The sequence below is a fragment of the Sanguibacter gelidistatuariae genome, assembly GCF_900096585.1.
Classification (GTDB): domain Bacteria; phylum Actinomycetota; class Actinomycetes; order Actinomycetales; family Cellulomonadaceae; genus Sanguibacter; species Sanguibacter gelidistatuariae.
Window position 1 is genome coordinate 251467 of sequence record NZ_FMYH01000004.1, and the last position, 13188, is coordinate 264654.

Sequence of the window (13188 nt, forward strand, 5' to 3'; positions counted from 1 at the left end):
CGAGGACCTGTGACGATGCAAGGAACTGAGATGACCCAAGAACCTGCGCGGGCCCACATCCCCACGACGATCGTCAGCGAGGTGGCCACCCATCCCAGCGTGCGTGTCGTGGTCGTCGATGATCAGCCGACCATCCGGCTGGGCCTGACGATGATCCTCGACAACGAGCCCGACATCACGGTGGTCGGGGAGGCCAAGGACGGTCAGGAGGCCCTCGACGTGGTTCGCGCACTGCGCCCCGACGTCGTCCTCATGGACATCCGGATGCCGCGCCTGGACGGCGTCGAGGCGACCCGCATCCTCACGGCTGACCCGACCCTCGCCGACGTCCGGACCATCGTGCTGACAACCTTCAACGACGAGGAGTACCTCTTCGGGGCGCTGCGCGCCGGGGCGAGCGGATTCTTGCTCAAAGACGTCGATCCGGCCACGCTGATCACTGCGATCCACCGGGTGCATGCGGGGGACTCCCTGCTCGACCCGTCCGTCACCCGGTCCATCATCGAGCGGTACGTCGAGCTCTTCAGCCGTGACGTGCGCGCCCAGCCCGCGGGCTCACCCGCCGGCTCGCCATCAGCGCGGACGCCGGGCGCGGCCCTGATGAACACCATCAGTCCCCGCGAACGCGACGTGCTGCTGGCCGTGGTCACCGGCGGCAGCAACCGAGACATCGCCGCCGGTCTCTTCCTGACCGAGGCGACCGTCAAGAGCCACATCCGCTCGCTGCTCACCAAGCTTGGCCTGACCAGCCGGGTGCAGCTGGTGGTCGCCGCCTACGAGAGCGGCCTCGTCAGCCGGTCGGCGCCGAGCTGAGGTCCTCGAGCGGCGTGCTCGGATCTCTCAGGCGGGCCAGATCGACCGCCTGCCCCGAGGCGATGAGGGCGTCGATCGCGGGATTGACGTCCCACACGTTGACGTTCATGCCCGCGACCACGCGGTTCCCCCTGCCATGTGGCGCGACCCAGAACGCGATGAACTCACCGCTCGCCCGGTCTCCGCGGTAGACGACGCTCGCACCGGGCATGAGGTCGCCATAGCCGGAGAACTCCATCCCCAGGTCGAACTGGTCGGTGTAGAAGTAGGGCACCCGGTCATAGCTGACCGGCTGGCCGAGCATCGAGCGGGCAGCCGCCGCGCCCTGGTGCTCGGCGTTGGCCCAGTGCTCGATCCGCAGGTGCTTGCCCAGGATCGGATGGAAGGCCCGTGCCACGTCGCCCGCCGCCCACACATCCAGGCCAGCGCTCAGGCTCGCGTCGACGACGATCCCGTTGTCGTCGACCAGGCCCACCCCGCTGGCGAGCTCGGTGTTGGGTACCGCTCCGATGCCGACCACGACGACGTCGGCGGGGATCTTCTCGCCGTCGCGCAGGACCACCGCGGTCACCGCGCCGTGCGCGGTGTGCGGAGCGTGGTGGAGACCGAGGTGGACGCCGTCGTGGGCGCCGGTGAAGCCGGCCACGTCGACGCCCATCCGTAGCGTCACCCCGTTGCGGCGGTGAACATCGGCGAAGTAGGAGCCGAGCTCGGCCCCGAGGACAGGCTCGAGCGGCGTCGTCTCGCGGCCCAGCACGGTCACCTCGTTGCCGTAGCCGCGCGCGGCCGAGGCCACCTCGAGCCCGATCCAGCCCGCGCCCACGACGACGACACGCCGCCCACCCTCTCGCAGCTCGGCCCGCAGCTGTTCTGAGCTGGCCAGGGTGCGCAGGTAGTGGACCCCGGTGAAGTCGGGGAATTCCTCGAGCGGCAGCCGGCGCGGGGACGCGCCGGTCGCGACGAGGGCCCGGGTGTACGCGAGGCGGGAATGGTTGTCGAGGACGACCACATGCTCCGCGACGTCGATGCTCGTGGCCGTGCACCCGCGGAGCAGCTCGACGTCGTGGCCGGCGTACCAGGCTTCCGGCTCGACCCAGGTGTCCTTGCGCTCAGCCGCACCGGTGAGGAACTCCTTGGACAACGGAGGGCGGATGTAGGGGACCTCGTCCTCCCCGGCGAGCAGCACGAGCCGACCGTCGAACCCCTCGGTGCGCAGGGTCCGCGCGGCGCTCGCGCCGGCGAGCCCGCCTCCGATCACAAGAAAGGTCTCTGACCTGCGTGCGGTGGTGTTCATCTCTGGCTCCTGATCGTCGATGTCCATCGTCGCAACACCTGACCAGACCGCAACCGCTGAGTTCGGCAAGCCTATCTTGACATTCTCGAGGAGATTCTGGAAAGGGCAGCCTGGGCTTGCTTGAAATCATTGTCGGTCGGCGATAGATATGAATCATGAAACGCGTTCAGAGCATTGTTCGCCGGTATCCACTGGTGGCACTCACCGTCTGTGTCGCCGTCGTCGCCCTCGTGCTGTCCGGTGCCGGTGCGTCCCCAGCCACCCGCTGGCTGGTCAGCGCCTATGCTCTCGCCGTCGCGCTGCGACAGGGATGGTCGATGGTCGCCGATATCCGCAGGGGGACCTGGGGGGTCGACATCCTGGCTGTCACCGCGATCGTCGCCACGGTGGCGGTCGGTGAGTTCTGGGCCTCCCTGGTCATCGTGCTCATGCTCTCCGGAGGCGAAGCCCTCGAGGACGTCGCCGCCGGGCGGGCGCGGCGCGAGCTCACGAGCCTGCTCGACCGTGCGCCGAGTCAGGCTCATGTGGAGACGGCGGACGGCAGCGTGGTCGACCGCCCTGTCGCCGAGATCACGATCGGTCAGACGCTCGTCGTCAAGCCGGGGGAGATGGTCCCGGTCGACGCGACCGTGCTCTCCGACACCGCGTCCTTCGACGAGTCCTCCATCACGGGGGAGAGCCTGCCGGTCGATCGTCGGGCAGGTGAGACCGTGCTGAGCGGTGCGGTCAACGGTCCGCACCTGGTCCGGGTGCAGGCCGTCGAGGTCGCGGCGAACTCGCAGTACCAGCGGATCGTCGAGCTCGTCGAGTCCGCTTCGGGCAGCCGCGCGCCCTTCGTGCGGATGGCGGACCGGTACGCAGTCCCTTTTACGGCCTTCGCCTTTCTTCTTGCCGGGTTGGCCTGGTGGGTCAGCGGCGACGTCGTGCGCTTCGCCGAGGTTCTCGTCGTGGCTACCCCGTGCCCCCTGCTCATCGCCGCCCCGGTCGCCTTCATCGCCGGGATGAGCCGAGCGGCCAAGAACGGCATCATCGTCAAGGACGGCGGCGCGCTCGAGCGGCTGGCACGGGTGCGGACCGTCGCCTTCGACAAGACCGGGACGCTCACCTACGGTGCGCCGCGGGTCTCCCGGGTGCTTCCCGTCGATGGAGTCAGCGATGACGCACTCGTCGCCCTCGTGGCGGCGGCCGAGCAGTACTCCGCACACGTCCTGGCCCGGGCGTTCGTCGAGGAGGCGAATGACCGAGGCCTGGTGGTCGACGCCGACGCGCAGGTCGAGGAGGTCCCCGGCTTCGGCTTGCGGGCCACGGTCGCCGGTCGCCGGGTGGTGGTGGGCAAGGCGTCCTTCGTCGCCGATGCGATCGGCGAGACGGCGGCCGGGCACCCTGGGCCGACGTCGGCCCAGGGCGCCGCGGTGCCGGGTGGAGCTGTGCGGGAAGTGCAGGTCCGCCTCGCCGGGGGTGAGACGGCCGTCTACGCGGCGGTCGACGGCGCGGTGTGGGGCGCGATCGTCCTGGCGGACGAGATTCGCGGCGACGCGCCTGCCACGTTGCGCGAGCTGCGGCGGCTCGGGGTCGCCGACTCCCTCATGCTCACCGGCGACGCACGAGAGACCGCCGAGCATGTCGCCGCTGAGCTGGGCCTGACCCACGTGCGTGCCGAGTGCCTGCCTGCCGACAAGGTCGCGGCCGTCCAGGCCGTCGACCGCCGTCCGGTGATGATGGTCGGCGACGGCGTGAACGACGCCCCGGTGCTGGCCGCCGCGGACGTCGGGGTGGCGATGGGCGCGCGTGGGGCGACGGCGGCGAGCGAGTCGGCGGACGTCGTGATCATGGTCGACGACCTGGTCCGGGTGGCCACGGCCGTGCAGATCTCCCAGCGCACCATCCGCGTCGCGGTCCAGAGCATCGGCATCGGCATCGGGCTCAGCGTGGTTCTCATGGTCCTCGCGGCCTTCGGTGCCATCCCCGCGATCGTCGGGGCGGGGCTGCAGGAGGTCGTCGACCTGGTGACAATCCTCAATGCCCTGCGCGCCCTCACCGGACCCGTGGCCGCTACCCACCAGGGCGAGCCCTCGGGTGCTGCAGGGACGGGCCTGCCGCTCCTCGCCCGAGACCGCAAGGCTGAGGAGCGGGTCTAGCCGTGGCTGCGTGAGGCGTGCGCAGCATCGGCGGTGCGTGCCGGGCGGTACCGCACCAAGCAGACGAAGATGGCTTGCCCCTAAGATCGGCCTATGGGCGACGGATGGGACATGGCTGGTTCTGCGCTCGGGGGATCGCACCCGAGCGCGCAGGGGCCTGCCGTCGTCGTGATCGAGGACGACGCCGACATCCGCGCGCTCATCCACTCGGTCCTGGTCCGGGGCGGCCTCCAGGTGCACATCGCCCGCTGCGGGCTCGAGGGCCTCGCCCTCGTGGCGACGGTGCGACCCGCGCTCGTCACGCTCGACGTCGGGTTGCCCGACATCGACGGCTATGAGGTGCTGCGTCGGCTGCGAGCCGACCCCCGGAATGGCGACCTGCCCGTCCTGCTGCTGTCCGCGCGCAGCCAGGAGGAGGAACTGACCGAGACGTGCGCCTTCCTCGCGAAGCCCTTCCGCGCCCGCGAGCTCCGGGCCACGGTAGCCGGCCTGATCGCCGCCCAACCCAGCCCGCCCGCCGCCTAGCCACGCCCGCCCGCAGTCGCCTGACCGCTCCCCCCCAAACGCCGGTTCCCGGTCCATAGGTGTCCGTTTACCGCCCTGTTCTCCCGGTGGGCAGGGCGGAAAACGGACACCTATCGGTGCTGGCCGGCGGCAGGCGGCAGGAGGCGGCCTGCAGGCGGGGCCGGGCAGCCGGGGGTCAGGCGCCGAGGCGGGGGAGTGTCACCTGGATCGTCGTGCCGACTCCGAGCGTGCTGGTGACGACGATGGAACCCTCGTGCCCGTCGACGATCGCCTTGGAGATGACCAGCCCGAGACCGATGCCGGGGATCGCGTTCTCCCGGGCCGTGTCTGCCCGGAAGAACTTCGTGAACAGCATGCCCACGTCGGCCGAGGACATCCCGATCCCGGAGTCGGTCACTGTGACGACGCTCGCGGAGCCGGTCGCCTCGACCCGGACCAGGACGGTCCCGCCGGGCCGGGTGTACTTGATGGCGTTGGAGAGCACGTTGTCCAAGACCTGGGAGAGTCGACCGTGGTCTCCGGACTGGATCGGGGTGGGGTCGATCTCCACCTTGAGGGTGACGTCGGCCGCGCTGGCCCGCGGGCGGAAGGACTCCAGGGCACGGGTGGCGAGCTGGTCGATGCGCACGTCGGTCATCCGGAACCGCAACGACCCCGCCTCGGCCTGGGCCGTGGTGAGCAGGTCGGAGACGAGCAGGAGCAGCTGTTCGGCGTTGCGGGAGATCACGGCGAGGTGGCCGACCACCTCGGGCGGCAGGTCGTAGTCGCCGTCTTCCCGCCCGTCGTCGATGAGCGAGAGGTAGCCGATGATCGACGTGAGCGGGGTGCGCAGCTCGTGCGAGACGGTTGCGACGAAGCTGTCCTTGGACCGCATGGCCGCGTTCATCTCGGTCACGTCCTGGAAGGCGATGACGGCGCCGTCCGCCGCGCCGTCGTCGTCGAGGATCGGACGCGAGGTCACCGAGACGATCCGCCGCTGCAGCGGGTCACGGCCCATCGCCATCTGGAAGTCGGTGAGCATCTCACCGGCGATCGTGCGCACGACGGGCCGGTCGGCCACCGGGATCGGGGCGGCGGTGTCGACATCGAAGAGGAAGTGGCCGGCCTCGGTCGGGTCGACCGCGTCGTTGGGAGAGGCCAGATCGTGGAACTGCAGCTGGCGACGGTTGTAGAGCACGTCGTTGCCGTCGGCATCGATCGTCAGCAGGCCGATGTCCACCGTGTCGATGATGGTCTCGAGCAGCTGAGAGGCCCGGCGCGCGGACTTCTCGTTGTCACGCAGCTCCGCCTGCTGGACCCGCCAGTACTCGGTCACCACGGCGATCGCCGCCCCGAGCATCAAGACGATGAAGGGAAGCAGCAGGACCCGGAACCAGAACTTCAGGTCGAAGTCGGCGCCGGTGGTCAGATCGGGGACGACGAGCACGACGACGGTCGCCGCCGTCCCGAGCAGGACGCCCTTCCAGTAGAAGTGGTAGGCCAACCACACGGCCGGGAAGATGCACAGCAGCCCGAGTGCGCCGATGACCTGCAGCGTGGCGCTACGGGTGAGGCCGATAGCGACGAAGTCCGCGAGCGGTATCGCCAGGATCAGCAGCGAGGTCCTCCGGGGCCACGGCACGGCGGCAGCCGCGACCGTGGCGGCGACACCGATCGCCGCGCCGATGAGGAACTCCGGCGTCTCGAAGGCCGTGCGTGAGGTGAGGCGCACGAGCACGACGACGACAAGAAAGGTGAAGGCGAAGGGAAGCTGGTTCGCGACGACGGCAGACCGCGGGCCGCCGCTGAAGGCCCGGTTGACGAAGCGGGCCAGCGCGGAGACGCGCGGCCTGGGCGATCCGAAGGCTTCGCTGGTCATCGCCTGAGTCTAGGGGCAGGACCAGGCCCGGTGTCCGTCCTGGTGGTCCTACCCGGCGGCCGCGGCGCGACCGGCCTGTCGTCCGGAGAAGAGGCACCCACCGAGGAACGTGCCCTCGAGCGAGCGGTAGCCGTGCACCCCGCCCCCGCCGAACCCGGCCACCTCGCCGGCCGCGTACAGCCCCGGGACCGGGGCGCCGCCGTCGGACAGGACCCGGCCGGAGAGGTCCGTCTCCAGGCCGCCGAGGGTCTTGCGGGTGATGACGTGCAGCCGGACGGCGATCAGCGGCCCGGCTGCCGGGTCGAGGATCGGCCCCGGGGTGGCCACCCGGATGAGCTTGTCACCCAGGTAGTTGCGGGCCCCGCGCATGGCAGTGATCTGCAGGTCCTTGGTGAAGGTGTTGACGACCTCGCGGTCGCGCGCCTCGACGACCGAGCGCAGCGCGGCCTCGGTGATGAGCGTGTCCCCGGTGACCGCGTTCATCCCGGCGGCCAGCTCGGCAAGGGTCTGCGCGACGACGAAGTCCTCGCCGTTGCGCTTGAACGCCTCGACCGGCGCGGTCGCGCCCTTCTTCAGCCGGCCGAAGACTCCTTTGACGGATCGCCCCGTCAGGTCGGGGTTCTGCTCGGAGCCGGAGAGCGCAAACTCCTTCTCGATGATGGCCTGGTTGAGCACGAACCAGCTGTAGTCGTGCCCGGTCGTGCGCAGGTGCGTGAGCGTGCCCAGGGTGTCGAATCCGGGGAAGAGCGGCACCGGCAGGCGGTCGCCGGTCGCGTCGAGCCACAGCGAGGACGGGCCGGGCAGGATCCGGATACCGTGGGCGGGCCACACCGGATCCCAGTTCTTGATCCCCTCGACGTAGTGCCACATGCGGTCCCGGTTGATCACCCGTCCGCCGGCCGCCTCGGTCAGGGCGAGCATCCGCCCGTCGACGTGGGCGGGGACCCCGGTGATCATGTGCTCGGGCGGGGTGCCCAGCCGGTCCGGCCAGGCGGCCCGCACGAGGTCCTGGTCGCCGCCGATGCCACCGGAGGAGACGATCACGGCCCCGGCGCTCAGCTCGAAGTCGCCCGTGACCTCCCGGCTCGAGGACTCCCCGCGCCTGGCGGTGCTGCGTGTGAGGCGCGCGCCGTGCACGCCGGTGACCACGCCGTCGTGCATGGTGAGCCCGTCGACGCGGTGGCGGAACTTCATGATGATCCGGCCGGTCTTGGCGTGGTCGAGCACCCGGGCGACAAACGGCTCGCAGATGCCGGGGCCGGTGCCCCAGGTGATGTGGAATCGGGGGACGGAGTTGCCGTGCCCCTGCGCGGTGTAGCCGCCGCGCTCGGCCCAGCCGACCACGGGGAAGAAGCGCACGCCCATGGCGTGCAGCCAGGCGCGCTTCTCACCGGCTGCGAAGTCCACGTAGGCACGCGCCCACTGACGAGGCCAGTGGTCCTCGGGCCGGTCGAAGCCGGCCGAGCCGGTCCAGTCCTGCCAGGCGAGCTCGGCGGAGTCCTTGATGCCCATCCGGCGCTGCTCGGGGGAGTCGACGAGGAACAGCCCGCCGAAGGACCAGAAGGCCTGCCCGCCCAAGGACTGCGGACCTTCCTGGTCGACGACGGTCACCGTGCGCCCCGCGTCCGCCGCCTCCGCGGCGGCGACGAGCCCGGCAAGACCTGCTCCGACGATGATGACGTCACTGGCATCAGACATGGCGCCCAGTAGATCGCGCGCGAGCCGATGTGGCAAGCGTTCGACCTGCTGGGCGCCATGGTGGGTGCTGGCGGGTGGTCCTCAGGCGTCGCGGCGCTTGAGCAGCACGGCGGCGACGATCGTGCCCACGACGGTCCAGGCGGCGAGGATCGCGAATCCGACCCAGGCGGTGTGCGTGCTCTGCCCCGGGGGGAGCATGACGGCGTCGCCCACGCCGGGCAGGTACTTGACGATCTCCTTGAGCGGCTTCCACGGGATGATCGGCAGGAAGGTCGGCAGGATGAGCAGCAGGCCCACGACGATCGAGATGCCCGCTGCGGTGTTGCGCACGATCGCCCCGATGGACAGCGAGAACATCGTCATGAAGGACAGGTACAGCGCTGCGCCGACGAGCATCCGCAGCACGTGCGGGTCGCCCAGGCTCGCCGCGTGGTCGGTCGACGACAAGATCGCCTGGACCAGGAAGAAGGCCACCACGATCGAGACGAAGGACACCACGAAGGACGCGATTCCGAGCACGACCGTCTTGGCCAGCAGCGCGGGCGTGCGGGTCGGCGCTGCGCTCAGCGTCGAGCGGATCATCCCGGTGGAGTATTCCGACCCGATGCCGATCACGCCGAGCACGACGTAGACGAGCTGGGCGAAGTACACGCCGACGATCGGGGCCATCGCGCCCACGGACACGCCGTCTCCAAATGCGTCCTGGCTCTTGGACGCGGAGGCCATGATCGCGCCGAAGCCGATCACGAGGACCACGGCGACCGACAGCGACCAGAGGGTCGAGCGGACCGTGAGGAACTTGATGAGCTCGCTGCGCAGCAGCCGGGGGAAGGTGACGATGAACTTGGAGGTGGGACCGGCCGACGGGCGGGTCAGGGTGGCGGCGGACATCACTTTCCTCCGGTGAGGGTGGTGGTCGGACGTGAGATGGCGGGAGGGCCCGACGGACCCGTCGGTGCGGAGTGGTACTCGACCGAGTCGGCCGTGAGCTCCATGTAGGCCGCTTCGAGGGTGGTCTCGATGGGGGTGAGCTCGTGCAGGACGACCCCGGAGGACGCGGCAAGCTCGCCGATCGCGGCCGCGTCGGCCCCGTTGACATAGAGCAGACCGGGTTCGCTGCTGGTGACCTGCGCTCCCGTCGGGGCGATGAGCTCGGCCAGGAGGGTGGCCTGCGGGCTGCGCACCCGCACGCCGTTGCCCGACGCCGCCGCGAGGATCTGGGAGACCGGCGCGTCGGCGAGGATCTTGCCGCGGCCGATGACCACGATGTGGTCCGCAGTCAGCGCCATCTCGCTCATCAGGTGGCTCGAGAGGAAGACCGTCCGGCCCTCGCTCGCGAGAGAGCGGACGAGCTGACGGACCCACAGGACGCCTTCGGGGTCGAGCCCGTTGACCGGCTCGTCGAGGAGGAGCGTGCGCGGGTTGCCGAGCAGCGCGACGGCGATGCCCAGGCGCTGGCCCATGCCGAGGGAGAAGCCGCCAACCCGCTTCTTGGCCACGGACTGCAGCCCAGTCATCTCGATGACCTCGTGCACCCGGGAGAGCGGGATGCCGTGGGTCGCGGCCATCGCCCGGAGGTGGTTGTACGCGCTGCGCCCGGTGTGCACGGCCTTCGCGTCGAGCAGGGCGCCGACTTCGGTCAGCGGTGAGCGGTGCGCCGCGTACGGCTTGCCGTTGACCGTGACCGACCCGTGGGTGGGGCGGTCCAGCCCGACGATCATCCGCATGGTGGTCGACTTCCCGGCCCCGTTGGGGCCGAGGAAGCCGGTGACGATCCCCGGTGCGACCGTGAAGGAGACTCCGTCCACGGCGGTCTTGTGCCCGTACCTCTTCGTGAGGTTCTGTACCTCGATCATTGGATCTCTCTCCCGTGAGTGGTGCTCCGCAGACGGCGCGGGGCGACATATCCATCTTCGAAGGGACGAGGCCTGACCGCCACCGCCATGTGGCCGAAGCGGGGTCGGCCACATGGCCAGTTCCGGCTCGGGAACGTTGGCACCGGGTTGTTCGTTGACTACTCTTGAAGAGCACAATCATCCGGCCAGCGAGAATCCCTCGGCTGGCGCCACGGCGTCGGACCGGAACCGCGACCAGGAGGCACGAGTGGGAAATCCAGTCTTTGCTAACAGCGACGTGTTCGGCGCGAAGTCGAACGGCACGACGCTCAACGGTGCGCCGCTGAACGGTTCACCGACCGGGCAGGCGCCCCAGTACGGGCAGTACGGAGCGGGCTACCCGGCCACGGACGCCTCGACGCTCGGCACCATGTACGACGCGCCCTCGGCCACGACCGCTCAGACCGGGCGGCTGACCTACGACGACGTCATCATCAAGACTGGTGGGCTGCTCGCGCTGCTCGTCGCCGTCGGCGCGGTCACCTGGGTGATGTTCCCGGACATGTGGTGGGCCGGCGCGATCGTCGGTCTGGTCCTCGGTCTGGTCAACGCCTTCCGGCGGAACCCCAGCCCCGTCCTCATCGTCGGCTACACGATCGCCCAGGGTGTGTTCCTCGGCGGGATCAGCGCGATGTACGAATCGCAGTTCAACGGCATCGTGGCCCAGGCCGTGCTCGCCACGGTCTGCACCTTCGCGGCCTGCCTCATGCTGTTCCGCTCCGGGCGCGTCCGAGTCACGCCGCGGTTCACCCGCTGGCTGCTCTTCGCCATGGTCGGCTACCTGATCTTCTCCCTGGTCAACGTCGTCCTCATGTTCGCGAACGTCGGCGGCGGCCAGTTCGGCCCGCTGCGCAGCGGCGGCTGGGGCATCATCGTGGGTCTCATCGCGGTGGGTCTGGCCTCGGCCTCGCTCATCGTGGACTTCGACGCCATCCAGCGCGGCGTGCGCAACGGCGTCCCGGCGAAGTTCGCCTGGTCGGCGGCCTTCGGTCTCATGGTCACGCTGATCTGGCTGTACCTGGAGTTCCTGCGCCTGCTGGCCATCTTCCGCAACTGAGTTCACCCCATCTACGAGAGGTACCGACACATGTCGATCGAACTACCCCAGGCCACCGGCGGATTCGGCGAGAAGCCGCAGATCACCTTCCCCACAGGTGGTGCGCCTGAGGGCCTGCAGGTCAAGGTCCTCGTCCAGGGCGACGGCGCAGAGGTTGCTGCCGGAGACAACATCGTCGTGCACTACCTCGGCCAGTCCTGGGACGGCGGTGTCTTCGACAACTCCTACGACCGCGGGGCCACGATCGATTTCCCGATCGGTCTGGGCGCCGTGATCGGCGGCTGGGACCAGGGCCTGGTGGGTCAGCTCGTCGGCTCCCGTGTCCTGCTCTCGATTCCGCCGGAGCTCGGCTACGGCCAGCGCGGCGTCCCCCAGGCCGGCATCGGAGCGGGCGCCACGCTCGTCTTCGTCGTCGACGTCGTGGGCGTCGGCTGACCCTCGGGTCTCCATCCGGCACGACCGTGCGGCCGTCCTCCCTCCGGGGAGGGCGGCCGCACGTCGTCGTGCCCCCTGAGCGCCCCCTCCCTCCCTCCCCGCCCCCTCCCTCCAGCCCTCCCCTCCCTCCCCTCCCCTCCCCTCCCTCCCGCCCCCTCCCTCCCTCCCTCCCCTCCCTCCCGCCGAACTCGTGAACGGCTCGCCGAGCTCGTGAGTTAGGGCTGTTTCGCGGGTCGAAACACCGGTAGCTCACGAGTTCGGCGGGGGACTCACGAGTTGGGCGGGGGACTCACGAGCTCGGCGGGGGACTCACGAGTTGGGCGGGGGACTCGGTGAGGGACTCACGAGCTCGGCGGGAGGGGCCGGGTTGGGCGCGGCCGTCGGGTAGGTGGCAGGGGCGGCGGCTGACTCGGCCGAAAGGCCGACTGCCACGGTGAGATATCAGCCCGTGGTGGGATGCCACGGAGCGTGCGATAGGTCAGGCTGGACCGGTGAACACGTCTCTGGGGGGATTTGTGCGGGTGGCGACGACGGTCGTCGCACTCGCGATGGCGGCGACGGTCCTGGCCGGATGCGGTGAGGCCGCGCCGCTGCTCCCACTCGATCCGGTCGCCGGCGCGCCATCCGAGGCCCAGGCCCAGGCGCAGGCCGACCGGTTGGTGCTCATGCTGGCGGCGCTCGAGCAGCGGTTCACGGCCGAGCCCACGGTGAAGACAGTCGGCCTCGCCGACGACCCGGAGGAGGTCGCGCCGTTCCTGTCGGCCGACGCTACCGTCGACGAGGCACCGGACGCGCTCTCGCGGCACTTCAACCTTGCGAGCCAGCCCTTGGCGCTCATCGAGGCCCACGCGGCGTACCTCGAAGACATCGCCTCCGCCGGTCCGCGCCCGGTCACGGTCGACGTCGAGGCCACCGACGTCGACGTGGTCGGCACGAGCCCTGTCGGCGACCCGGTAGCCCGCGTCGTGGTCGAGACGACCTACCGCTACGCCACCGGCCCGGACGCGGTCACCTCGGCCGAGTACGCGGTGTCCTGGGCCTCGGCCGTGGGCGGCGCAGTCGACGCCCACGGCACGGCCGTCCAAGGCCCCTACTTCGACGGAGTGCGTCTCACCGAGATCCTCCCGCTGTACGACGACGCAGGCAGGCCCGCGCTCGACAGCGGCCTGGGCGAGGACTCGCCCAGCAACGCCGTACACGGCTACGTCCGGGCACTCACGCACGGGTCCAGCGCGAACGTCTCCGCCCTGGAGGGGACCGTGCGGTCCTCCGAGGACTTCCGGGCCGTGCTCAGGGACCGCCTCAAGTCCGTTGGCCGGTACAGCGTGGTCGAGGTCCCCGGCGCTCGGATGGGTGACACCCACGTGATGTTCGTGATTCAGGAGGGGGTGCCCGGTGCCCTGCGGCTCGACGTGACGATCGGCCGCGACGGGCCCACGGTCGTCCCGCGGCTGTGACGATGGATACCGTGGGGG

At 70.2% G+C, this 13188-nt stretch carries 11 protein-coding genes; 6 read left to right on the forward strand and 5 right to left on the reverse strand.

Features of this window, described 5'->3' with window-relative positions; all coding sequences use genetic code 11:
• Positions 1–30 precede the first annotated feature (30 nt).
• Complete coding sequence (locus tag BLQ50_RS11075) at positions 31–813, forward strand: response regulator transcription factor (RefSeq protein WP_093183679.1); 783 nt, start codon at positions 31–33, stop codon at positions 811–813.
• Here BLQ50_RS11075 and BLQ50_RS11080 read toward each other — a convergent pair.
• A complete protein-coding gene (locus BLQ50_RS11080; RefSeq protein ID WP_093183825.1) occupies positions 791–2107 on the reverse strand; it encodes an NAD(P)/FAD-dependent oxidoreductase in 1317 nt (438 codons plus the stop codon). The two genes, BLQ50_RS11075 and BLQ50_RS11080, sit on opposite strands and share 23 nt — an antisense overlap.
• 194 nt (positions 2108–2301) lie before the next feature.
• Here BLQ50_RS11080 and BLQ50_RS11085 point away from each other — a divergent pair, with 194 nt between their 5' ends.
• Positions 2302–4245, forward strand: coding sequence for a heavy metal translocating P-type ATPase (locus BLQ50_RS11085; RefSeq protein WP_342672062.1), 1944 nt, complete (start codon positions 2302–2304; stop codon positions 4243–4245).
• Positions 4246–4338: 93 nt separating this feature from the next.
• On the forward strand, positions 4339–4770 hold the full coding sequence (locus BLQ50_RS11090) for a response regulator transcription factor (protein WP_093183682.1): 432 nt from the start codon (positions 4339–4341) through the stop codon (positions 4768–4770).
• A 175-nt stretch (positions 4771–4945) separates the two neighbouring features.
• On the opposite strand, the gene BLQ50_RS11095 is transcribed toward BLQ50_RS11090, so the two are convergent.
• The 4 genes from BLQ50_RS11095 to BLQ50_RS11110 form a co-directional block, all read right to left on the reverse strand.
• Complete coding sequence (locus tag BLQ50_RS11095) at positions 4946–6628, reverse strand: sensor histidine kinase (protein WP_093183684.1); 1683 nt, start codon at positions 6626–6628, stop codon at positions 4946–4948.
• 48 nt (positions 6629–6676) lie between these two features.
• On the reverse strand, positions 6677–8326 hold the full coding sequence (locus BLQ50_RS11100; protein WP_093183685.1) for an FAD-binding dehydrogenase: 1650 nt from the start codon (positions 8324–8326) through the stop codon (positions 6677–6679).
• An 81-nt stretch (positions 8327–8407) separates the two neighbouring features.
• Entirely contained in the window at positions 8408–9217 is an 810-nt protein-coding gene (locus tag BLQ50_RS11105) for an ABC-2 transporter permease (protein ID WP_093183687.1), read from the reverse strand.
• Positions 9217–10182 carry an ABC transporter ATP-binding protein gene (locus tag BLQ50_RS11110; RefSeq protein ID WP_093183688.1) on the reverse strand — a complete coding sequence of 322 codons (966 nt, stop codon included), beginning with the start codon at positions 10180–10182 and terminating at the stop codon, positions 9217–9219. Before BLQ50_RS11110 ends, BLQ50_RS11105 begins: the two co-directional genes overlap by 1 nt.
• Before the next feature lie 247 nt (positions 10183–10429).
• Here BLQ50_RS11110 and BLQ50_RS11115 point away from each other — a divergent pair, with 247 nt between their 5' ends.
• The 3 genes from BLQ50_RS11115 (at position 10430) to BLQ50_RS11130 (ending at position 13170) form a co-directional block, all read left to right on the forward strand.
• Positions 10430–11278 carry a Bax inhibitor-1/YccA family protein gene (locus tag BLQ50_RS11115; RefSeq protein WP_093183690.1) on the forward strand — a complete coding sequence of 283 codons (849 nt, stop codon included), beginning with the start codon at positions 10430–10432 and terminating at the stop codon, positions 11276–11278.
• Between the two features lie 30 nt (positions 11279–11308).
• The gene (locus tag BLQ50_RS11120; protein WP_093183691.1) at positions 11309–11713 is read left to right on the forward strand and encodes an FKBP-type peptidyl-prolyl cis-trans isomerase; all 405 of its coding nucleotides are present in this window, start codon (positions 11309–11311) and stop codon (positions 11711–11713) included.
• Positions 11714–12204: 491 nt separating this feature from the next.
• A complete protein-coding gene (locus BLQ50_RS11130) occupies positions 12205–13170 on the forward strand; it encodes a hypothetical protein (RefSeq protein WP_139185805.1) in 966 nt (321 codons plus the stop codon).
• Positions 13171–13188 lie beyond the last annotated feature (18 nt).